Here is a 21588-nt window from a genome sequence, read left to right on the forward strand (position 1 = left end):
TATGCTGTGCCAGCGTTTCTCGACCGGGCTCGAAACGAACGGATGTTGTTAGTGGGGATTACTGCCCGTAGCCGGCCTGCTTGGCGAGGCTGACGGCTTCGCGCGCGGCGGCGAGCAGGGCGCCGCTCTTGGCCTCGCATTCGCGCTGCTCATATTCGGCGGTCGAATCGGCGACGATGCCGGCGCCGGCCTGGACGTGCATCACGCCATCCTTCAGCACGGCGGTGCGCAGCACGATGCAGCTGTCCATATTGCCGTCCGGGCCGAAATAGCCGACGCCGCCGGCATAGGCACCGCGCGTTTCCGGCTCCAGTTCGGCGATGATCTCGCAGGCGCGGACCTTGGGCGCGCCCGACACGGTGCCGGCCGGGAAGCCCGCGAACAGCGCGTCGATCGCGTCCTTCTCCGGTGCCAGCCGACCGACCACGTTCGACACGATGTGCATCACATGGCTGTAGAATTCGACCGTATAGCTTTCGGTCACGGTGACGCTGCCGGCGCTGGCGACGCGGCCGACATCGTTGCGGCCCAGGTCCAGCAGCATCAGATGCTCGGCCCGTTCCTTGGGATCGTCGAGCAGGCTGGCGCGGTTGGCGGCGTCCTCGACCGCATTCTTGCCGCGCGGGCGGGTGCCGGCGATCGGCCGGATCGTCACTTCGCCATCGCGGGCGCGGACCAGGATTTCCGGGCTGGACCCGATCAGCGCAAAGCCGGGCAGGTCGAGATAATAGAGGAAGGGCGACGGATTGATCCGGCGCAGCGCGCGATAGAGCGCGATCGGCGGCAAAGTGAAGGGGCTGGTGAAGCGCTGCGCCAGCACCACCTGGAAGATGTCGCCCGCGACGATATAGTCCTTGGCGCGGTCGACCATCTGGGCGTAGCGGCCCGGTTCCAGCACCGGCGTCACGTCGATCTCGGCAATGTCGGCCGGGGCGGGCACGGCCGGCAGCGGCGCGGCCAGGCGCGCGGCGGTCGCGTCGATCCGTTCCAGCGCCTGCGCGATCGCCTTGTCGGCGTCGGCAGCCTGATCCTTCCACACCGGGGCGACCAGGAACAGGGCGTCGGCCAGGCGATCGAACACCAGGATGACGGTCGGCCGCACGAACAGCATGTCGGGCAGGGCAATGTCGTTGGCGGCGGGGCGGGGCAGCTTTTCGACCAAGCCCACCGTCTCATAGCCGAAATAGCCGACCAGACAGGCGAGCGCGGCCGGCAGGGCGGGGTCCAGATCGGCGCGGCATTCGGCGACCAGCGATCGCAGCGCCTGCAACGCATCCTGTTCGGCGGGGACGAAGGCGTCGCGATCGGTCGCCCATTGGCGGTTGATCTCGCCCTTTGCGCCCTCGGCGCGATAGACGAGGTCGGGGGCCAGGCCGATTAGGCTGTAGCGGCCACGCACCGCGCCGCCCTCGACCGATTCCAGCAGGAAGTCGCCCCGGTCCGGCTCGAACAGCTTGAGCGCAGCGGAGATCGGCGTGTCGGTGTCGGCAATCTGCCGCCGCCACACCAGACCCGAACGGTCCTGTGCCAGTGCCGCGCGAGCGACGGCCGTGCCGTCCACCATTCCCCCCTGCGCCGCCATCTTACTGCTCGCCGCTGTTGGTGGCGGACAGCGCCTTCTGGGCTTCGGCCACGGCGTTCGCCTTGCGGGTCACGCCCATGTCCTTCTCGATCGCGCGCTCGAACTGGGCGCCATATTCCTCGCCCACGACGTCGCCCAGCTGGGTGCGGACCTGGTTCAGCAATTCGGGCTGACCGGCGGCGTCACCACGCTTGATGGCGTTCAATTGCACTACGAAGGTGCCGCGATCCTGGCCGATCGGCAGGGTCTTCACACTGTTGGCCGCCATCGAGAAGAGGATGGCGATTTCCGCCGGCGGGCGCTGCTGGCCGCGCATCAGGTCGGCGCGACGGCCACCCACGACCTGCGGCGCCGGCAGCTTGACGCCGGCCTGGGCCAGCGCATCGGCCAGCTTGGTGCCCTTGGCGACCTTGGCGCGGATGTCCTCGGCAACCTTCTGCGCCTTCTCATAGCCCTGGCTCAGCTTGTACTGGGCCACGACCAGCGGCTTGATCTTGGCGAGCGGCGGCGGGGCGGGGGCGACGATGTCGCCCGGCGCGGCCAGCGCATAGCGCTTGTCGGCGGTGATCGGCACCAGCTGGGCATCATCGTCGGCGCTCATCGCGAAGACGGGGGCCAGCAGCGGCTGCAGGTCGCTGTTGGGCTGATAGGTCTCGTCCTCGACCTGCTTGCCGCTCGACACCAGCAGCGGCGAGGTTTCCAGCTTCAGGCCATTATCCTTCGCGACTTCCTCGAAGGTGCCGCCATTGGCGATCTGATCCTCGATCTTACCGGTGAAGTCGGTCAGCAGCTGCTTTTCCTTCTGGGTGCGCAGCGTCGCAATGATCTCATCGCGCACCGAAGCCAGCGCACGGGCCGGGACATTGTTGAGCGCGGTGACGCGCAGCACGATCCAGCCGAGCGAACCACGGACCGGGCCGACCAGTTCGCCCTGCTTGGCGGCAAAGGCGGCGTCGGCGACCGGCTTGGACGCGGTGGCGGCCAGCGCCTCGCGGCTCTGGTCGGTCAGGGTCGACACGGCAAGGCCCGCACCCTGCGCCGCGGCGGCCAGCGTCTTGCCGGCCTTCACCTGGTCGGCGATCGCCTTGGCGCCCGCCTGGGTCGGCAGCACAAGCTGTTCGACGCTGCGATTTTCCTTGGCGGCATAGGCCGCCTTGTTCTGATTGTAGGCGGCGGTGATTTCCGCCTCGGTCGGCTGGGCCGCCTGGGCGAAACGCTCACTGTCGATCACGGCATAGCGGATGCGGCGCTGTTCCGGGATGGTGTAGCGCGCGGCATTCTTCTTGTAGAAATCGGTAACCTGCGCGTCGGTCGGCTCCTTGGCGTCCAGGAAAGCGGCGGCCGGGATCGCGGCGATCGTGCCCTGGCGTTCTTCCAGCAGCAGCGACGCATAGGGCAGCGCCACGCTGTCGGGCAGCTTCACGCCCAGACCGACCGGGGCCAGCAGCTGGCGCTGCAGGATTTCGCGGCTGATATCGTCGCGCAGCGACTGTTCGCTGATCCGCTCGCGCTGCAGCAGGGCGCGGAAATTATCCTGGCTGAAATTGCCGGCGGCGTCCTGGAAGGCGGGGATCTGCGCGATCTGCGCATCGACCAGCCGCTTGCTGATATGGACGCCCTGATCGCTGGCGAACTGCTTGAGCGTCAGCGCGGCGACCAGCTGGTCGAACACCTGCTTGCCACCACCCTGGGCAAAGAAATCGCCGATCTGCATGCCCGGATTTTCGCGGCGCGCATTTTCGAACACGCGCTGGATGCGGTCCTGCAACTCGCTCATGCGCAGCTTGGAACCGCCGGCCTTTGCGACGGTGTCGCCGCCGCCCAGGCCAGTCCCGAACTTGCCGCTGGAAATGTCGCCCAGGATGAACGCCGCCGCGATCAACCCCAGAAAGAGGATCGCGAAAAAGGCGCCGAATTTGGAACGGATGAAACTGCGGAAGACAGAGAGCATGAGAATGTCCGGTTTTTATGCGGCGATATGGCGGCCCGCTTTAGGGGCGGATCGACCCGGCGGCAAGTGCGGCCGTGGCGGACGGTCTGGACAAATGCTGCATCGCCGTCCATCGGCTTGATTGCCTGAAAGCGGAACCAGGAGACGCGGTGCATGCCGTGGGGACCCGCTGCGGGCACGTGCAGCAATAATCACAAGGGGACTTGGACCGATGAGCAGGCGCAAGCTGGTGGTCGGCAACTGGAAGATGAACGGGATGCGCGCGCATCTCGACGAGGTGGAGGCAATCGGCAAGCTCGCCGCGCAGCATCCGGCGGTGGAAGTCGGGCTCTGCCTGCCGGCCACGCTGATCATGGCCGGGTCGCAGCTGAAGGGCGCGGCCTTCATCGGCGCCCAGAATTGTCATATGGAACTGAGCGGCGCCTATACCGGCTCGCTGTCGGCCGAGATGCTGATCGAGGCGGGGGCGACCTGGGTCATTACCGGTCATAGCGAACGGCGCGAGACGCGCGGCGAGACCAACGCCGATGTCGCCGCCAAGTCGGTCGCCGCCCATGCGGCGGGCATGAAGGTGATCCTGTGCGTCGGCGAAACGCTCGCCGTGCGCGATGCGGGCGATGCCGACGAAGTGGTCACCGCCCAGTTGCTCGCCTCGCTGCCCGAAGGCGCGAGCGCCGACTGGCTGGCCGTCGCCTATGAACCCATCTGGGCGATCGGCACCGGCCGTATCCCGACGCTGGAGGCGATCCAGTCGATGCACGCCACCTTGCGGGCTGCGCTTGCCAGTCGGATCGGCCAGGAACAGGCCGACGCCATGCGCATCCTTTATGGCGGATCGATGAACGGCGATAATGCCGCCGAGATCATCGCCCTGCCGGACGTCGACGGCGGCCTGGTCGGCGGCGCCAGCCTGTCGGCTGCCAAGTTCGAACCGGTGATCGCCGCCGCGGATTGATGCAGAGCGCCCTCTCTTCGTGCGGAAGAGGGGGCTTCTGGCTTGATGCGAGTCGGGCTCGTTGCTGGCTGTGCGTTGAAGGGGCTGGCTATCTTCACTCCGTTCGCCCTGAGCGAAGTCGAAGGGCGCTGCTGAGCGAAGGCGAAGCTATTGCCTCGCTCCGCTCGGCCGAGGGCTTCGACTTCGCTCAGCCCGAACGGTTCTTTCACTGTCCAGACTTGATTATATGGGCCATTGCAAGCCAACCGCAGCGCCTTCTGCACGCGGCCTCATCCGTGCCTTCGTTCATATCGACAGGCTCGCCGGTTGCCCCGGCGGCCCATCATCGCTATGTGCGCGCCAACGCATTCCTTCATTGGACAGAAAAGAACCCGCATGTTCACCTTCCTTCTCGTCGTGCAGGCGATCGTCGCTGCCCTGCTGGTCACCGTCATTCTGATGCAGAAGTCGGAAGGTGGCGGTCTGGGCGTCGGTGGCAGCCCGGCCGGGCTGATGTCGGCGCGCGGCGCGGCGGATTTCCTGACGCGTTCGACCACGATCCTGGCGACCATCTTCGTCCTGCTGTCGATCACCCTGGCGGTCATCGCCTCGGTCCGTCATGCCGGCGGCGACATCGACACCTCGCTGGTCAAGTCGGCTCCCGCCACGCAGGCCCCGGCGCCCGCGACCGGCAACGCCGACCCGCTGGCCGGGGCGGCCAGTGCCGCCGGCAATGGTTCGGCAGCGAACGGCGCAGTTCCGCTCGCTAACTGACCTTTTCGTCGTTCATCGCCATATTTTTTGCGAGCGTGCGGATTCGCGCGCTTGCTCAACTCGTTTGTATAAGGCTAAGCCTCTTCTCCCATGACGCGGTATATTTTCATCACCGGCGGCGTGGTCTCCTCGCTTGGTAAGGGCCTCATGGCCGCATCCTTGGCAGCGCTGTTGCAGGCGCGGGGCTATCGCGTGCGAATCCGGAAATTCGACCCCTATCTCAACGTCGATCCGGGCACGATGTCGCCCTATCAGCATGGCGAAGTCTATGTGACCGACGACGGGGCGGAAACCGACCTCGATCTTGGCCATTATGAACGCTTTACCGGCGTGTCGGCGCGCCAGTCGGACAACGTCACCCAGGGCCGGGTCTATCAGACCATCATCCAGCGCGAACGGCGCGGCGACTATCTGGGCGCGACTGTCCAGGTCATCCCGCACGTCACCGACGAGATCAAGGCGTTCGCCACGGCGGAGACCGAGGATCTGGACTTCGTGCTGTGCGAAATCGGCGGCACCGTCGGCGACATCGAATCGCTGCCCTTCATGGAAGCGATTCGCCAGCTCCATAATGATCTGGATCGCGGCCAGTCGATCTTCGTCCATGTGACCCTGGTGCCCTATCTCGCGGCGGCCGGCGAACTGAAGACCAAGCCGACCCAGCACAGCGTGCGCGAGTTGACCTCGCTCGGCATCCAGCCCGACATCCTGCTGTGCCGCGCCGAGCATCCGCTGCCCGAGAGCGAGCGCAAGAAGATCGCCCTCTTCTGCAATGTCCGTCCCGAGGCGGTCATTCCGGCGCTCGACGCCAAGAGCATCTATGCCGTGCCCGAGCAATATCATGCCGAGGGTCTCGACAATGAAGTGCTGCGCGCCTTCGGCATCACCGATGCGCCCGCGCCGTCGATGGACCGCTGGACCGATATCATGGATCGCCAGCTCAATCCCGAAGGCGAAGTGACGATCGGCGTGGTCGGCAAATATGTCGGCCTGCTCGACGCCTACAAGTCGCTGCACGAAGCGCTGCACCATGGCGGCCTTGCCAACCGGGTGAAGGTCAACATCAAGTGGATCGACGCCGAACTGTTCGAGAAGGGCGACGATCTCGCCGCCAGCCTCGAACCGATGCACGGCATTCTCGTCCCCGGTGGCTTCGGCGTGCGCGGGTCGGAAGGCAAGATCGCGTCGGTCAAGTTCGCGCGCGAACGCGACGTGCCCTTCTTTGGTATCTGTCTTGGCATGCAGATGGCCTGCATCGAAGGCGCGCGGAACACGGCGGGGATCGAGAATGCCTCGACCACCGAGTTCGGCGAGACCAGCGAGCCGGTCGTCGGCCTCATCACCGAATGGATGAGCAAGGAAGGCCTGCAGAAGCGCACTGCCGAGACCGATCTGGGCGGCACCATGCGTCTGGGCGCCTATCCGGCCAAGCTGGCGGGCAACAGCGTCGTCGCCGGTATCTATGGCAGCAACGACATCAGCGAGCGTCACCGCCACCGCTATGAAGTCAATGCCGGCTATCGCGAACCGCTGGAAAAGGGCGGCCTGATCTTCTCGGGCATGTCGCCGGACGGCACGCTGCCCGAAATCGTCGAGCGGCCCGACCATCCCTGGTTCGTGGGCGTGCAGTTCCACCCGGAACTCAAGTCCAAGCCGTTCGATCCGCACCCGCTCTTCGCCAGCTTCATCGAAGCGGCGGTCAAGCAGAGCCGGTTGGTATAAAAGAACGGGGCCGTAAGGCCCCGTTTTTCGTTTCAGGCCGCGTCGAACAGGTGCCGATATTGGCGCGGCTGGCAGCGCAGATATTGCGGCGCGGCCTTCACCGATGCGCCCAGATGCGCGGCGGCATGCCAGGGCCAGCGCGGATCATAGAGGATGGTGCGCGCGATCGCGATCAGGTCGGCGTCGCCGGTGCCGATGATCGCTTCGGCCTGCTCGAAGTCGGTGATCAGGCCGACGGCGATCACCGGCATGTCGACCGCCTGCTTGACCGCGCGGGCCAGCGGCACCTGATAGCTCGGCCCCACCGGAATATCCTGGCGCGGGTCGAGGCCGCCGCTCGACACATGGATAGCGCTGCAGCCGCGCGCTTCCAGCGCCTTGGCGAAAGCGATCGTCTGTTCGATGTCCCAGCCGCCATCGACCCAGTCGGTGCCCGACACGCGCATCGTCACCGGCTTGTGCGCGGGCAGGGCCGCGCGCACCGCGTCGAAAATCTCCAGCGGCAGGCGCATCCGGTTTTCCAGGCTGCCGCCATAATCATCGTCGCGCTGGTTGGAGAGCGGCGAGAGAAATTGGTGCAGCAGATAGCCATGGGCGCCGTGCAACTGGACCGCGTCGATGCCGATCGCGTCAGCCCGCTTCGCCGCCGCGACAAAGGCATCGCGCAGCCGCTCGATCCCGGCCTGGTCCAGCGCCATCGGCGCGTTGGTGCCCGGCGTGAAGGGCAGGGCGGAGGGGGCGACCGTCTGCCAGCCATTGACCGCGTCGGGCGCGATCTGCGCGCCGCCCTGCCATGGCACCTGCGTCGATGCCTTGCGCCCGGCATGGCCGAGCTGGATCGCGATGGGCATGTCGCTATGGCGCCGCACGCCGTCCAGCACGCGCTGCATCGCCGCCTGCGTGGCATCGTTCCACAGGCCGACATCGGCATGGCTGATCCGCCCCTCGGGCAGCACGGCGGTAGCCTCGATCGTCAACAGCGCCGCGCCCGACAGGGCAAGCTGGCCGAGATGGATGAGGTGCCAGTCGTTCATCTCGCCGTCGACGGCGGAATATTGGCACATCGGCGCGATCACGATGCGGTTGTCGAGGGCAAGGCCGCCGACATCGAAGGGCTGGAACAGCTTGGGAGCGCTCATGCAGGTCTCCAGAAGGGGGGAGGGGAGAGAAGACCCGCAAGATAGGAAGCCGGCCGGGCGGCCGAAAGGGGGCGCCTCTCGCAATCGCAAGATGGTCCGGTCTTCAAAATGTCATCAATCGGTCATCGCGGTGCAGTGCTTCGGAAACGCCGCTGTCGCGCAGCTTTCCTAATCGCGACCCCGACCAGAGGGGACTCGATCATGACCAGGATTTTAGCGACATCCATCAGCCTGTTCGCACTCGCGATCGCCGGCACCGCCCATGCGCAGCAGCCGCTGCCCGAGGAGGAAGGCGGCATCGTCGTCACCGGCCAGCGGGCGCAGTTGCAGCGTTCCATCGACCAGAAGCGGGCGGCGCTGGGCATCGTCGATGTGACCGCGTCCGATGATATGGGCCAGCTGCCCGACAAGAATGTGGCCGAAGCGGTCGAGCGCCTGCCCGGCGTCGGCGTCCAATATGACCAGGGCGAGGGACGCTATGTCGCGGTGCGCGGCGTGCCCTCCAGCCTCAACGGCTATACCATCAACGGCTTCGAGATCGGCAATCCCGACGGGCTCGACCGGCGCCTGCCGCTCGACATATTGTCGGGCCAACTCCTGAAGCAGGTGGAGGTCGCCAAGGTGAAGACCGCCGACCTGACCGGCCAGGGCATCGGCGCGAACATCAACCTCGTCACCCAGACCGCCTTCGACTTCGACGATCGCTTCATCTTCCAGGCGAATGGGCAGGTCGGCTATCAGGAACTGCGCAAGGGCGACCAGCCGATCAAGGGCGATGTCACCATCGGTACCCGCTTCGGTGCGGACGAACAGTTCGGCATCCTGCTGGGCGCCAGCTATTCCGACCGCACCTATACCAGCTATGGCATCTATCCCGATGACTGGACGCCCGACGCCGATGCCGCGCGCGGCGCCGTGCCGGTCAACATCAAATATAATGACTATCGCCTCAAGCGCGAGCGGATCGGTGCGGCCGGCTCGTTCGATTGGCGCGGCGAGAGCGTCCAGCTCTATATCCGCGGCATCTATTCCAAATTCTCCGAGGATGAATATCGCCAGCGCTTCCGACTCGATTTCTCCGATATCGACTGGGACGCCAATGGCCTGACCGGCATTGCCTCCACCAGCGAGCAGCGTTCCGACCTGCGGCTGGAATATAAGGAAAAGTCGGTCCTGTCCTTCATGGCCGGCGGCACGGCCGCGCTGGCTGACAACTGGTCGCTCGATTTCGGAGCGGCGCGCACCCGCAACGAAGTGATCGAACCCAATCAGCTCTGGCAGTTCCGGGGCAATCCCGGCGCGGTCGCGGTCGATTTTTCGGACAAGCTGTTCAGCGCCGTGCCGGTCGACGGCTATCTCGATCCGTCGGACCTGGGCTTCCGCCAATATTCGGCGCAGGATGAATATGGCCTGGAAAAGACCTGGCAGGGCCGGCTCGACCTCACCGGCAGGCTGCCGACGATCGGCCAGAACAGCTTCGTCAAGTTCGGCGCCAATGGCCGCTGGACCGACAAGCGCTTCGATTCCTCCAATGACGTCTATGGGCGCGGCAGCAGCGCCAACCGCTTCACCCTGGATGGCCTGTCGGGCGACACCGTCATCGTGAAGCTGGGCGATGGCCGCAATTATTTCCTCGGCCCGGTGATCGATGCCGACCTTGTCGATGCCTATACCCAGGGCAAGCTGGGCGGCGCGCAGTTCGTGCTCAACGAAGCGACCAGCCTGGCCAATGAAACGCTGAGCGATTTCGACCTCAGCGAGAATGTCTATGCCGGCTATGCCATGGCCAATCTGGACTTTGGCGCGCTGTCGGTCACGGGCGGTCTGCGGGTCGAGCGGACCGAACTGGACATTGACGGCTATCTGCTGGAAGGCGACGTCGTCCGCCCGACATCGGGCCGCACTCGCTATACCAACTGGCTGCCCAGCCTGGTGGTGCGCGTGACCCCGTCGCACGACACCGTCTTCCGCCTTGCCTATTCGCGCAGCATCGGCCGGCCCAGCTATGCCGATCTGTCGCCGGGCGGCACCGTTACGGTGGAGGGCGCGGACGAGATCAGCGTGTCGAGCGGCAATCCGGCGCTCAAGCCCTATGTCGCGGACAATCTCGACATGTCGGCTGAATGGTATTTCGCGCCCGGCGGCCTGATCAGCGTCGGCGCCTTCGCCAAGTTCATCCGCAACCCGATCTTCACGCAAAGCTATACCATCAATGACGGCAGCTTTGGCGGCGTCGCCTATGACCGGATCAATTTCAGCCAGACGCGCAACGCCGACAAGGGCGATATCATCGGCCTGGAAGCTGCCTGGCAGCAGCAGTTCACCTTCCTGCCGGGCCTGCTTTCGGGTCTCGGCATGAACCTCAACCTCACCCTGATCGACTCCAGCCTGCGCATGCCCGACCGTGGCACCGTCGCCTTCCCCGAACAGTCCAAGCTGCTCTGGGGCGCGCAGCTCTTCTACCAGAAGGGCGTTGTCGAAGCGTCGGTCGCCTATCATCATACCGGCCGCGCCTTGCTGTCGGCGGGTGATATCCGCCTCAATGACCAGTATAATGACGATCTGCGTCGTCTGGACGCGAAGATCGGGGTGGATGTGACGAAGAATGTGCGCCTCTTTGCCGAAGGGCAGAATCTGACCGACGAGCCGACCCGCCAATATCAGGGCGGCGTGCGCGACTGGGTGATCCAGAATGAACGCTATGGTCGCACCTTTTATGTCGGGGCCTCGGTCAAATGGTAAGAACGCTGCTTGTCGGAACAGCGCTGCTGGCACTGGCCGGCGCGGCGGTCGCGCAGCAGGCGAAGGAAGCCCCTTCGCCGCCGCCATCGCCGGTCGGCCTGCGGATCAAGGCGCCGGAAGCGCATCAGGGCGCGGCGTCGGACGGCACCTATGTCTATGCGATCGATAATGACCGGATCGGCAAATATCGCATCGCCGACGGCCGGCGCGTGGCGCAGTGGCAGGGGGAGCGCCGCCTTTATCCGCACATGAACAGTTGCACCGTGGTCGGCGTCGAACTGGTCTGCGCCGCGTCCAACTATCCGGCCGTGCCGCAGACCAGCGCGGTCGAGATTTTCGATACGAAGACGCTGAAACATATCCGCAGCGTCAGTCTGGGCTTTGGCCCCGGATCGCTGACCGTCATGGATCGGCATGCCGGCAAATGGTGGGCGGTCTTCGCCAATTATGAGGGCAAGGGCGGCGAGCCGGGGCGCGACTATCGCTATACGCTGCTGGTGCGGATGGACGACGCCTTCCGGGCGGAGGCAAGCTGGGCCTTCCCGGCCGATGTGCTGAGCCGCTTTGCGCCGAAAAGCTGCTCGGGCCTCAGCTGGGGCGCCGACGGGCTGATCTACGCCACCGGCCATGACCGGCCCGAAGTCTATGCGCTGAAACTGCCGGAGGCCGGATCGGTGCTGGAGCATGTCGGGACGCTTGGCATCGCGACACCGGGGCAGGCGATAGACTGGGATCCCAAGGCGCCCCGGCGCCTCTGGTCGATCGGCCGGGGTGCTGGCGAGATGGTGGCGAGCGAGATGCCGCCGGTCCGATAGGAGGGATCAGCGCACCTTCAGCCCCAGTTCGGCGAGCAGTTCGCCGGCCTGGTCGCGTGAGATGGTGGCGCCGCGAAAGCGGCTGGCATCGCCCAGATGGACGCCGCCTATGTCCGCGCCGCGCAGGTCGGCGCCCTCGAACCGGGCGCCGTCCAGCATCGCCTCGCGCAGGCTGCAGCCTTCGAAACTGGCCATGCGGAAATCGCATTTGCGCAGGTCCGCCTGCGAAAAATCGATGCGGCTCAGCCGTTGCTTGCGGAAGGACAGGCCGGGCAGGCGCGCGTCGATCAGAAGGCATTCCGCCATGTCGATTTCCAGCGCGCGCAGGCCCGACAGGTCGGCGCCGGTCAGCTTGCACTGGGCCAGTCGCGCGCCCTCCAGCCGCGCCCGCCGCAACACGACATTGTTGAAGTCGCATCCGGTCAGCACCGCGTCGCTGAGGTCGCAGCCGGTGAAATTCGCGCCGCCGCCCCGGCAGCCCTGCCAGCGGGTGCGCTCCAGCATGGCGCCGGCCAGATCTGCGTTGCGCAGGTTGCAGCGTTCGAACTGCCAACCGGTAAGGTCGATCTGTGCCAGCTCCGCCGCCTCCAGGTCGCAGTCGATCAGGGCATGGGGCGTGCCGGCCAGGGCAATGATGTCGGCGCGCGCCAGTTGCTGCCCGTTGCGCGCGGGCAGGGCATCCATGTCGGTCATGCCGCCGTCTATGCCTTGGGCGTCAGCTTGAGCAGGCGGCCCTGCGACTTGCCGCCATCCTCCAGCAGCCACAACGCGCCGTCCGGCCCCTGTTCAACCTCGCGGATGCGCGCGCCCATGTCCCACTGATCGGCCTTTTCCGCATTCTCGCCGTCCAGCTTCACCCGTACCAGCGACTGGCTCGACAGGCCGCCGATGAACAGGGAACCCTTCCATTGCGGGAACAGGTCGCCCGAATAATAGATCAGGCCGCCCGGCGAGATCACCGGGTTCCACCAGACCTTCGGCGCCTCATAGCCGTCGCCAGGCTTGTGATCGGGAATGTCGCGGCCGTCATAATGATCGCCGTTCGACACGCGCGGATAGCCATAGTTGAGGCCGGGCTTGATCAAATTGACCTCGTCGCCGCCCTTGGGCCCCATTTCCTGTTCCCACAGACGCCCGTCCTTGTCGAAGGCGATGCCCAACAGGTTGCGATGGCCATAGGACCAGACCGCCGGGTTGAAGCCCTTGGCGGCCAGCGGATTGCCCGCCGCCGGCGTGCCGTCCAGATTGAGGCGCAGCACCTTGCCCAGCGTCGATTTGGGATCCTGCGCCGGCTCGAACTTCTGTCGCTCGCCATTGGTGAAGAAGAGATATTTGCCGTCCGGAGAGAAGGCGATGCGGCCCGAATAATGGCCATTGCCCTCGACATAATCGCTGGCGCGGAAAATGACCTTCACGTCCGCCAGTTTCGTCGTGCCGTCGCTCGCCTGGTCGAAGATGCCGGTGGCCAGCGCCACGCCCTTGCCGCCGGCACGATCGCCCTGGCCGACTTCGGAAAAGCTGAAATAGACCTTCTTGTCCTGCGCGAATGTGGGTGAGGGGACGATATCCATCAGCGCGCCCTGACCCTCGCTATCGACCTTGGGGATGCCAGCGACCGGGATCTTGGTGCCGTTCTTCGGATCGAACAGAATCATCTCGCCGACCTTTTCGGTGATCAGCATCCGCCCGTCGGGCAGGAAGGTCATCGCCCAGGGCGATTCGAAATCGGCGATCACCGATGTCTTGAACGGCGTTTCCCCAGCGGTCGCACCGGCATTCTGGCCGGTCGCATTGTCTGCCGAACAGGCCAGCAGGGCGAGGGGGAGAGTGACGGCCATCACGCGCAGCATGGGAAACTCCTGTTATAATATTCGCGGGGGAAAGCCGATTTGCGGCGGGGGTTCCATGCCCGCATCCTCCACCGGATGCGGGCATGGATGCAAGCCTCATCGGCGATCAGCCGATTTCTTAAGCTTCTGCCGCTAGAGACCGGGGCGGCAAGAGGGGGAATATGGTGCTGCACGGCGTATCGGATTTCGATGCTGCGTGCGCGCAGGCAGGCGCCTTGCGCGTCGAGCCGCTATGTCTTGCCGACGCGCTGGAATCGACTGCGCTGGTCCGCGCCTGGGAAAGGCTGGAGGCGCGCGCCGACTGGCCGACCCAGACCCGCCTGTTCGCCGTCACGCTGAACGACCTGATTGCCGCCGGGCCAAGCCGCATCATGACGGTCTGGGCGGGGGCCGATCTGGTCGCGCTGCTGCCGCTGTGCCGGGATGGTGGCGCGCTGGCCCGCTGGCGGATGATCGGCGCGCGTGAAACCTATGAGCCGGGCGACATGCTGTGCAACGGGACGGCCGCCGCCGATGCGCTGGCCGGCGCGATCGCGCGTTTGCCGCATCCCTTGCTGCTCGATCGCATTTCGGCTGGGTCGCCGCTGATCCCTGCACTGGCGCGGGCGGTGTGGCGGCGCGGGCGGCTGGTCGTGCGGCCGGCCATGGCCTGTCCCCATATCGCGCTGGATGAGGGCTGGCGCGACCCGGAAAGCCGCTTCAACGCCGGCCGCCGCTCCGACTTCCGTCGTGCCCGGCGCAAGGCGGAAGGGTGCGGCCTGCTCGGATGCGAGACGCTGGCGCCGGACGCGGACAATTTCGATGCTTTGTTCGACGAGGCTGTCGCGGTCGAGGCGCTGGGCTGGAAGAGCGAGGCCGGGACCGCCATCGCCACCGACCCGCGTCAGGCGGCGATCTTCCGCGCCTTCTTCCGCGCGGTGGCGCAGCGCGGCGACCTGCGCATCTCCTTCCTGCGGATCGACGGCCGGGCCATCGCGATGCAGATGGCGGTGCTGTGGAACGGCCGCTACTGGCTGTTCAAGATCGGCCATGACGCGGCCTTCAAGGCCTGTTCGCCCGGCGGGCTGCTGATGCTCCATGCCATTGGCTGGGCGGCGCAGGCGCGGCTGCACAGTTTCGAATTTCTCGGCGTTGCCGAACCCTGGATTCGCAAGCTCTGGACCCAGGCGGAGCATGACTGCGTCCAGTTGCGCACCTATCCCTATAATCTGCGCGGCGCGGCGGCCTTTGCGGCGGACGCTATTGTCTGGTCGCGGCAACGGCTGTTGCGGCGGTGAGGGGCGGGGCGGCCTGGCGCCTGTTGCGGGACACGCGTTATGCCCTGCCTGGCGCGCTGGGCCGGGTCATTCCGGCACCCGACGCCCCCCATGCCGTGGCGATCGCCCGGCAACAGGCGCGCGCCGGCGCTGCCACCACGATCGGCTATTTCGAAGGGGCGGGGGGTGATCCCTCGTCGATCATGGCCGCCTATGCGCGGGTGGCACAGCGCGCGCGCGGCCTGGACCTCAGCCTGTCGGTGAAAGCGCCGCCGCTGCGTTTCGATCCGGTCAGCCTCCGCGAACTGGCGCAGATTGCGCGCCAGTCCGGCCTGTCGCTGGTGTTCGACGCTCATGGCCCGCAGGATGCGGACGAGACGCTGGCGGCGGTCGAACGGCTGCTGCCCGACTTTCCCGATACCGGCATCGTCCTGCCCGCCCGCTGGCAGCGCAGCGTGGCCGATGCGGCCCGGCTGCGCGACAGCAGCGCGCCGGTCCGGCTCGTGCGCGGGGAGTGGCCCGATCCGGCGGGCGATCCGCTCGATCCCGATGCCGCCTATCTGGCGCTGGTCGAGGCGCTGGCCGGCCGCGCGGCGCCGGTCGCGATCGCCACCCATCGCCCCGCGCTGGCCGACCGGGCGCTGGCCCTGCTGCGCGAGGCCGGCACGCCATGCAGCCTGGAGCAGTTGCGGGGCCTACCGGGCCGTCGCTGCCGGGCGGTGGCGCGGGGGCAGGGGGTGCCGGTGCGCCTCTATGTGCCGTTCGGCCCCGGCTGGATTCCCTATGCGCTGGACCGGGCGCTGGCCCGGCCCTATCTGCTGGCGTGGATGTGGCGCGACTGGACGGGGCGCGCAGACCCCTGAAATAGCGCATTTTACGAAACATGTTGCAGGTCATTGGCAACCTGCCTATATGGATATTGCTTCCTTACATCGTCACACATGTCAGGGTCGCAGGCACCAAGCCTGCGGCGGCAACAAGCAGCTATATATTTTTTGGCCTATCTGATTTCTGGAGTATCCATGGCGGACATCGCCGAACTGACCGCATTGATCGAGCCCGAGGTGAAGGCCCTGGGGTTCGACCTCGTGCGCATCAAGCTGTTCGGATCGGGCGACGAATATACGCTGCAGATCATGGCCGAAGACCCGAAGACCAAGCAGTTGGTCATCGAGGATTGCGCCGCGATCTCGCGCCGCCTGTCTGACGTGATGGATGAAGTCGACCCGATCGAGGAAGCCTATCGTCTGGAAGTCAGCTCGCCCGGTATCGACCGGCCGCTGACCCGCCTGCACGATTTTCTCGAATGGGCGGGCCATGAGGCGAAGATCGCCGCGACCGAAGTGGTCGAGGGGCGCAAGAGCTTCCGTGGCATCCTCAAGGGCGTCGAGGGCGAGGATATCCTGTTCCAGGATGTCAAGGCCGGCGATGTCACCATCCCGTTCGCGCTGGTCGGCGATGCCAAGCTGATGCTGACCGATGCACTGATTTCTGCTACCATGCCGCTCTCCTCCGATGGGGCGGACGAGTTCGAAACCGAGGAATAAGGGTTTTATCGTCATGGCCAACGCCATTTCCGCCAATAAGGCCGAGCTGATCGCGATCGCCAACAGCGTCGCCAGCGAGAAGATGATCGACAAGGCGATCGTCATCGAGGCGATGGAAGATGCGATCCAGCGCGCCGCCCGTGCCCGTTACGGCGCCGAGAATGACATCCGTGCCAAGCTGGACCCGGACAGCGGCGACCTGCGCCTGTGGCGCGTCGTCGAAGTCGTCGAGGTGGTCGAGGATTATTTCAAGCAGGTCGACCTCAAGCAGGCCGCCAAGCTGAAGAAGGACGCCGTGGTTGGCGACTTCATCGTCGATCCGCTGCCCGCGATCGACCTCGGCCGCATCGACGCCCAGTCGGCCAAGCAGGTGATCTTCCAGAAGGTCCGCGACGCCGAGCGCGAGCGCCAGTTCGACGAGTTCAAGGACCGCGTGGGTGAAATCATCACCGGCGTCGTCAAGTCGGTCGAATTCGGCCATGTCGTCGTCAATCTGGGCCGCGCCGAAGGCGTGATCCGCCGCGATCAGCAGATCCCGCGCGAAGTGGTTCGCGTCGGCGACCGCATCCGGTCGGTCGTGCTGAACGTGCGCCGCGAAAATCGCGGTCCGCAGATTTTCCTCAGCCGCGCGCACCCCGAATTCATGAAGAAGCTGTTCGCGCAGGAAGTGCCGGAAATCTATGATGGCGTCATCACCATCATGGCGGCCGCCCGCGATCCGGGTTCGCGCGCCAAGATCGGCGTCATCAGCCGTGACAGCAGCATCGATCCGGTCGGCGCCTGCGTCGGCATGAAGGGTAGCCGCGTCCAGGCCGTCGTGCAGGAAATGCAGGGCGAAAAGATCGACATCATCCCCTGGTCGGAAGATACCGCGACCTTCGTCGTCAACGCGCTGCAGCCGGCCCAGGTCGCCCGCGTCGTCATCGACGAGGAAGAAGAGCGCATCGAAGTCGTCGTGCCCGACGATCAGCTCTCGCTCGCCATCGGTCGCCGCGGCCAGAATGTCCGCCTTGCCAGCCAGCTGACCGGCAAGGCGATCGACATCATGACCGAGGCCGACGCCAGCGAGAAGCGCCAGAAGGAATTCGTCAGCCGTTCGGAAATGTTCCAGAACGAACTGGACGTCGACGAGACGCTGTCGCAGCTGCTGGTCGCCGAAGGCTTTGGCGAGCTGGAAGAAGTCGCCTATGTCAGCGTCGAGGAACTGGCCGGGATCGAAGGTTTCGACGAGGATCTGGCTGCCGAGCTGCAGAGCCGCGCGCAGGAAGCGCTCGACCGTCGCGAACAGGCCGCCCGTGAAGAGCGTCAGGCACTGGGCGTCGAGGACGCGCTGGCCGACATGCCGCACCTCACCGAAGCGATGCTGGTCACGCTCGGCAAGGCCGGCGTCAAGACGCTCGACGACCTCGCCGACCTCGCCACCGACGAACTGGTGCAGAAGAAGCGCGTCGACCAGCGTCGTCGCAAGTCGGACAGCGGCAATGAGGACAAGGGCGGCATCCTGGCCGCCTATGGCCTGAGCGACGAGCAGGGCAATGAGATCATCATGGCCGCCCGTGCCCACTGGTTCGAAGGCGAGGAAGCGTAAGCCAACATGCCTTTCGTCGACATCCGCCTGGCCGGTAGCGCGACTCGCGAGCAGAAAGCCGCGATCGTTGCTGACGTCACCCAGTCGCTCGTGGAGCGGCTGGGAAAGCCGGCGGCTGCCGTCCAGATCGTGATCTCGGAAGTCTCGACCGAAAATTATGCGGCCGGCGGTCAGTTGATCGCCGACTGCGCAATTTCTCCAAACAGGGAGGACGCCAATGCTGCGGACACTCCCCGATGAGAGAATAAGCCTACTCGACAGCGTTGGTCTTGCCCTTTTGTCCGTTTTGGCGGAGGGGCGCGCATGACCGAACGCAAATGCATATTGAGCGGCGACCGCGCCGATCCCGAAATGCTGATCCGCCTGGCCATCGGGCCTGAAGGACAGGTGCTGCCCGACGTCCGCGCCAAGGCGCCGGGCCGGGGCGCCTGGATCGGCGTGTCGCGGGCCGAGCTGGAAACGGCGCTGGCCAAGGGCAAGCTCAAGGGCGCGCTCGCCCGCGCCTTCAAGGAAGGCGCTCTTGAAATTCCCGACAATCTTCCCGATCTGGTAGAGGCCGGGCTGCGGCAGGATCTGCTCAGCCGCCTGGGGCTGGAGGCTCGCGCCTCCATGCTGCTGACCGGATCGGAAAAGATCGACGTCGCATGCCGCAAGGGCATGGTGAAAATGCTGCTCCATGCCGCCGATGCGGGCACGGACGGCAATCGAAAACTGGACCAGGCCTTGCGTGTGGGACAGGAAGCGGAAGGCACGGATCTTGCGGGCATCGTCTTGCCTGTGGACCGGCACGCCCTATCTATGGCAATGGGGCGCGACAATGTCGTCCATATCGCGGTGACCGACTCGCGGGCGACAGTGCGCCTGCGTGCGGCTCTGGGCCGCTTGGAAAGCTATCTGGGATGCGCTACCGGGGCGCCGGTGCATGGGGAGCAGGACTCCGCCGATGCGCAGGCGCATGAGGCTGCATGGAATGATGCGTCGGCGGCTGCGCCGGCTGATGATGATGTGAAGGGTTAAACATAGTCGATGAGTGACAGCAACGAAGACAAGCCGGTTCTGGGCCGCAAGCCGCTGGGGATCAAGCGCACGGTCGAGTCCGGTCAGGTGCAGCAGCAGTTCAGCCATGGCCGCAAGAACACGGTCGTGGTTGAGGTGAAGCGGCGCCGCGTCCCCATGGGCAAGCCGGGTGAAAGCACCGGCGCTGCGCCCGCTGCTGCGCCCCAGGCTGATCCGACGCCGGCCGCGCCCGCAGCGCCGGCCGCACCTCGTCCCGCCGCGCCTGCGCCGCAGCAGCGCGCGCCGCAGCCCGCCCCCGTGCGCCAGGCGCCGCCGCAGAGCCTGATGTCGCGTCAGGAACTGCAGGCCAAGCTGCTGCGCGAGGCCGAGGAAGCCCGCATGGCCGCGCTGGAAGATGCGCGCCGCCGTGAGGATGCCGCACGCCTTGCCGCCAGCGAGGAAGAAAAGCGCCGCGCCGAGGAAAATCGTCAGGCTGCCGAAAATGCCGAGGTCGAGGCCGCCAAGGCTGCCGAAGCCGCCGAGCAGGCCAAGGTTGCCGAAGCCGCCAAGCCGGCTGCGCCGGTCGAGGCACCGGCCGCGCCGGCAGCTGCAGCCGAGCCTGCCGCTGCCGCCCCGGCTGTGCCCGCCGCGCCGGCGACGACCAGCTCGACCATGCCGCCGCCGCGCCGCTTCACCCCGGTCGCGCCGGTCAAGCGCCCCGAGCCGGCGAAGCCCGATCGTGCCAAGCGCAACGATGACAATCGCCGCCAGTCCGGCAAGCTGACCGTCACCCGCGCGCTCGCGGACGACGACAGCGCCCGTGCCCGCAGCCTCGCCGCGCTCAAGCGCGCTCGCGAGAAGGAACGTCGTGCCCATTATTCGGGCGGCAGCCAGCCGCGCGAGAAGCAGAGCCGCGACGTCGTGGTGCCCGAAAGCATCACCGTGCAGGAACTGGCCAACCGTATGGCCGAAAAGGGCGCGGACCTGGTCAAGGCCCTGTTCAAGATGGGCACCGCCGTCACGCTCAACCAGCCGATCGATCAGGATACGGCGGAGCTGCTGGTCGAGGAATTCGGCCACCGTATCCAGCGCGTGTCGGATGCCGACGTTGAAATCGGCATGGAAGGCGAGGCTGACGCACCCGAAACGCTCAAGCCGCGTGCCCCGGTCGTGACCATCATGGGCCATGTCGACCATGGCAAGACCTCGCTGCTCGACGCGCTGCGCGGCACCGACGTGGTGGCCGGCGAAAGCGGCGGCATCACCCAGCATATCGGCGCCTATCAGGTGAAGACGAAGAGCGGTGATCTCATCACCTTCCTCGACACGCCGGGCCACGAAGCCTTCTCGGAAATGCGTGCCCGTGGCGCCAACGTCACCGACATCGTCATCCTGGTGGTGGCGGCCGATGACGGCCTAATGCCGCAGACGATCGAAGCCATCAACCACACCAAGGCTGCTGGCGTGCCGATGATCGTCGCGATCAACAAGTGCGACAAGCCCGACGCCAACCCGCAGAAGGTGCGCGAGCGCCTGCTGAGCGAGGAAATCGTGGTCGAGGACATGGGTGGTGACGTTCAGGACGTGGAAGTGTCGGCGCTCAAGAAGACCGGCCTTGACGAACTGATCACCAAGATCCTGCTCCAGGCCGAGGTCATGGAACTGACCGCCAACCCCGATCGCGATGCCGAAGGCAATGTGATCGAGGCACAGCTCGACAAGGGCCGTGGTGCGGTTGCGACCGTGCTGGTCCGCAAGGGCACGCTGAAGATCGGTGACACCTTCGTCATCGGTTCGGAAAGCGGCAAGGTTCGCGCGATGATCAACGACAAGGGCCAGCAGGTGAAGACCGCCGGTCCCTCGACCCCGGTCGAGGTTCTGGGTCTGTCGGGCGTGCCGATGGCCGGTGACCAGCTCACCGTCGTCGAGAATGAAGCCCGCGCTCGCGAAGTCGCTGCCTATCGTCAGGAACAGGCGACCAAGAAGCGCACCACGGCTGCCCCGACCAGCTTCGAGCATATGTTCTCGGCGCTGAACACCAAGGTCATCGAATATCCGGTGGTGGTGAAGGGCGACGTGCAGGGTTCGGTCGAAGCGATCGTGTCCTCGCTCAACCGTATCTCGACCGACGAGATCAAGGTTCGCATCCTGCATTCGGGTGTCGGCGCGATCACCGAAAGCGACGTCACGCTGGCCGCTGCCAGCCGCGCGCCGCTGATCGGCTTCAACGTCCGTCCCAATGCCAAGGCCCGTCAGCTCGCCGAACGCGAGAAGATCAGCCTGCGTTACTATGACGTGATCTACGACCTGCTTGAGGAAGTTCGTGGCGAAATGGCTGGCCAGCTCGCCCCCGAACGGATCGAGACGATCGTCGGCCGCGCCGAAGTGCTGCAGGTCTTCCCGGCCGGCAAGAAGGACAAGGCGGCCGGTCTGCTCGTCCTCGACGGCATCATCCGCAAGGGTCTGGCCGCGCGCCTCACCCGCGACGATGTCATCGTGTCGCGCACCAACATCGCGTCGCTGCGTCGCTTCAAGGATGACGTGTCCGAAGTCCGCGCCGGCATGGAGTGCGGTGCGGTCCTGCAGGACACCAACGACATCAAGCCGGGCGACACGCTCGAACTGTTCGAAGTCGAAGAGCGCGCACGCACGCTGTGAGTTACAGAAGGCTGGTCGAGGAATTTAGCTGTGA

At 65.9% G+C, this 21588-nt stretch carries 17 protein-coding genes; 12 read left to right on the forward strand and 5 right to left on the reverse strand.

Features of this window, described 5'->3' with window-relative positions:
- Positions 1–58 precede the first annotated feature (58 nt).
- Together trpE and U0025_RS03375 are read right to left on the reverse strand one after the other, a co-directional pair.
- Entirely contained in the window at positions 59–1582 is a 1524-nt protein-coding gene (gene trpE, locus U0025_RS03370) for an anthranilate synthase component I (RefSeq protein ID WP_004211253.1), read from the reverse strand.
- A 1-nt stretch (position 1583) separates the two neighbouring features.
- Positions 1584–3533 carry a peptidylprolyl isomerase gene (locus U0025_RS03375; protein WP_004211254.1) on the reverse strand — a complete coding sequence of 650 codons (1950 nt, stop codon included), beginning with the start codon at positions 3531–3533 and terminating at the stop codon, positions 1584–1586.
- 211 nt (positions 3534–3744) lie between these two features.
- On the opposite strand from U0025_RS03375, the gene tpiA reads away from it, so the two are divergent.
- From tpiA to U0025_RS03390, 3 genes are all read left to right on the forward strand, one after another.
- Positions 3745–4488: a triose-phosphate isomerase gene (gene tpiA, locus U0025_RS03380; protein ID WP_004211255.1), complete on the forward strand. Its 744-nt coding sequence runs from the start codon at positions 3745–3747 to the stop codon at positions 4486–4488.
- A 375-nt stretch (positions 4489–4863) separates the two neighbouring features.
- On the forward strand, positions 4864–5241 hold the full coding sequence (gene secG / locus U0025_RS03385; RefSeq protein ID WP_004211256.1) for a preprotein translocase subunit SecG: 378 nt from the start codon (positions 4864–4866) through the stop codon (positions 5239–5241).
- A gap of 90 nt (positions 5242–5331) precedes the next feature.
- A complete protein-coding gene (locus tag U0025_RS03390; RefSeq protein ID WP_004211258.1) occupies positions 5332–6963 on the forward strand; it encodes a CTP synthase in 1632 nt (543 codons plus the stop codon).
- A 32-nt stretch (positions 6964–6995) separates the two neighbouring features.
- On the opposite strand, the gene U0025_RS03395 is transcribed toward U0025_RS03390, so the two are convergent.
- Positions 6996–8102: an NADH:flavin oxidoreductase/NADH oxidase gene (locus U0025_RS03395; RefSeq protein WP_004211260.1), complete on the reverse strand. Its 1107-nt coding sequence runs from the start codon at positions 8100–8102 to the stop codon at positions 6996–6998.
- A 201-nt stretch (positions 8103–8303) separates the two neighbouring features.
- Here U0025_RS03395 and U0025_RS03400 point away from each other — a divergent pair, with 201 nt between their 5' ends.
- Positions 8304–10844, forward strand: coding sequence for a TonB-dependent receptor (locus U0025_RS03400; protein ID WP_004211261.1), 2541 nt, complete (start codon positions 8304–8306; stop codon positions 10842–10844).
- Entirely contained in the window at positions 10838–11659 is an 822-nt protein-coding gene (locus tag U0025_RS03405) for a YncE family protein (protein ID WP_004211263.1), read from the forward strand. Before U0025_RS03400 ends, U0025_RS03405 begins: the two co-directional genes overlap by 7 nt.
- Positions 11660–11665: 6 nt before the next feature.
- Here the strand turns inward: U0025_RS03405 and U0025_RS03410 are convergent, their stop codons facing one another.
- Entirely contained in the window at positions 11666–12352 is a 687-nt protein-coding gene (locus U0025_RS03410; protein ID WP_037491147.1) for a pentapeptide repeat-containing protein, read from the reverse strand.
- 8 nt (positions 12353–12360) lie between these two features.
- Complete coding sequence (locus tag U0025_RS03415; protein WP_004211266.1) at positions 12361–13509, reverse strand: PQQ-dependent sugar dehydrogenase; 1149 nt, start codon at positions 13507–13509, stop codon at positions 12361–12363.
- Between the two features lie 161 nt (positions 13510–13670).
- On the opposite strand from U0025_RS03415, the gene U0025_RS03420 reads away from it, so the two are divergent.
- The 7 genes from U0025_RS03420 to infB all read left to right on the forward strand — a co-directional run bounded on the left by U0025_RS03420 (position 13671) and on the right by infB (position 21554).
- On the forward strand, positions 13671–14786 hold the full coding sequence (locus U0025_RS03420) for a GNAT family N-acetyltransferase (protein WP_004211267.1): 1116 nt from the start codon (positions 13671–13673) through the stop codon (positions 14784–14786).
- A 23-nt stretch (positions 14787–14809) separates the two neighbouring features.
- Complete coding sequence (locus U0025_RS03425) at positions 14810–15628, forward strand: proline dehydrogenase family protein (RefSeq protein ID WP_254792258.1); 819 nt, start codon at positions 14810–14812, stop codon at positions 15626–15628.
- A 159-nt stretch (positions 15629–15787) separates the two neighbouring features.
- A complete protein-coding gene (gene rimP, locus U0025_RS03430; protein WP_004211270.1) occupies positions 15788–16312 on the forward strand; it encodes a ribosome maturation protein RimP in 525 nt (174 codons plus the stop codon).
- A gap of 13 nt (positions 16313–16325) precedes the next feature.
- Complete coding sequence (nusA, locus tag U0025_RS03435; RefSeq protein WP_004211271.1) at positions 16326–17900, forward strand: transcription termination factor NusA; 1575 nt, start codon at positions 16326–16328, stop codon at positions 17898–17900.
- Between the two features lie 6 nt (positions 17901–17906).
- Positions 17907–18140, forward strand: coding sequence for a tautomerase family protein (locus U0025_RS03440; RefSeq protein WP_004211273.1), 234 nt, complete (start codon positions 17907–17909; stop codon positions 18138–18140).
- Positions 18141–18203: 63 nt separating this feature from the next.
- The gene (locus U0025_RS03445; protein ID WP_004211274.1) at positions 18204–18917 is read left to right on the forward strand and encodes a DUF448 domain-containing protein; all 714 of its coding nucleotides are present in this window, start codon (positions 18204–18206) and stop codon (positions 18915–18917) included.
- Between the two features lie 9 nt (positions 18918–18926).
- On the forward strand, positions 18927–21554 hold the full coding sequence (infB, locus tag U0025_RS03450) for a translation initiation factor IF-2 (protein ID WP_072894068.1): 2628 nt from the start codon (positions 18927–18929) through the stop codon (positions 21552–21554).
- The last annotated feature ends 34 nt before the right edge of the window (positions 21555–21588 follow it).

It is taken from the genome of Sphingobium yanoikuyae (assembly GCF_034424525.1).
In the GTDB taxonomy this organism is placed as follows: Bacteria; Pseudomonadota; Alphaproteobacteria; order Sphingomonadales; family Sphingomonadaceae; genus Sphingobium; species Sphingobium yanoikuyae.

Bases quoted from the DNA above. Each gene is read 5' to 3' on its own strand.
- trpE (WP_004211253.1), bottom strand. From the start codon at position 1,582: ATGGCGGCGCAGGGGGGAATGGTGGACGGCACGGCCGTCGCTCGCGCG.
- U0025_RS03375 (WP_004211254.1), bottom strand. From the start codon at position 3,533: ATGCTCTCTGTCTTCCGCAGTTTCATCCGTTCCAAATTCGGCGCCTTT.
- tpiA (WP_004211255.1), top strand. From the start codon at position 3,745: ATGAGCAGGCGCAAGCTGGTGGTCGGCAACTGGAAGATGAACGGGATG.
- secG (WP_004211256.1), top strand. From the start codon at position 4,864: ATGTTCACCTTCCTTCTCGTCGTGCAGGCGATCGTCGCTGCCCTGCTG.
- U0025_RS03390 (WP_004211258.1), top strand. From the start codon at position 5,332: ATGACGCGGTATATTTTCATCACCGGCGGCGTGGTCTCCTCGCTTGGT.
- U0025_RS03395 (WP_004211260.1), bottom strand. From the start codon at position 8,102: ATGAGCGCTCCCAAGCTGTTCCAGCCCTTCGATGTCGGCGGCCTTGCC.
- U0025_RS03400 (WP_004211261.1), top strand. From the start codon at position 8,304: ATGACCAGGATTTTAGCGACATCCATCAGCCTGTTCGCACTCGCGATC.
- U0025_RS03405 (WP_004211263.1), top strand. From the start codon at position 10,838: ATGGTAAGAACGCTGCTTGTCGGAACAGCGCTGCTGGCACTGGCCGGC.
- U0025_RS03410 (WP_037491147.1), bottom strand. From the start codon at position 12,352: ATGACCGACATGGATGCCCTGCCCGCGCGCAACGGGCAGCAACTGGCG.
- U0025_RS03415 (WP_004211266.1), bottom strand. From the start codon at position 13,509: ATGCTGCGCGTGATGGCCGTCACTCTCCCCCTCGCCCTGCTGGCCTGT.
- U0025_RS03420 (WP_004211267.1), top strand. From the start codon at position 13,671: ATGGTGCTGCACGGCGTATCGGATTTCGATGCTGCGTGCGCGCAGGCA.
- rimP (WP_004211270.1), top strand. From the start codon at position 15,788: ATGGCGGACATCGCCGAACTGACCGCATTGATCGAGCCCGAGGTGAAG.
- nusA (WP_004211271.1), top strand. From the start codon at position 16,326: ATGGCCAACGCCATTTCCGCCAATAAGGCCGAGCTGATCGCGATCGCC.
- U0025_RS03440 (WP_004211273.1), top strand. From the start codon at position 17,907: ATGCCTTTCGTCGACATCCGCCTGGCCGGTAGCGCGACTCGCGAGCAG.
- U0025_RS03445 (WP_004211274.1), top strand. From the start codon at position 18,204: ATGACCGAACGCAAATGCATATTGAGCGGCGACCGCGCCGATCCCGAA.
- infB (WP_072894068.1), top strand. From the start codon at position 18,927: ATGAGTGACAGCAACGAAGACAAGCCGGTTCTGGGCCGCAAGCCGCTG.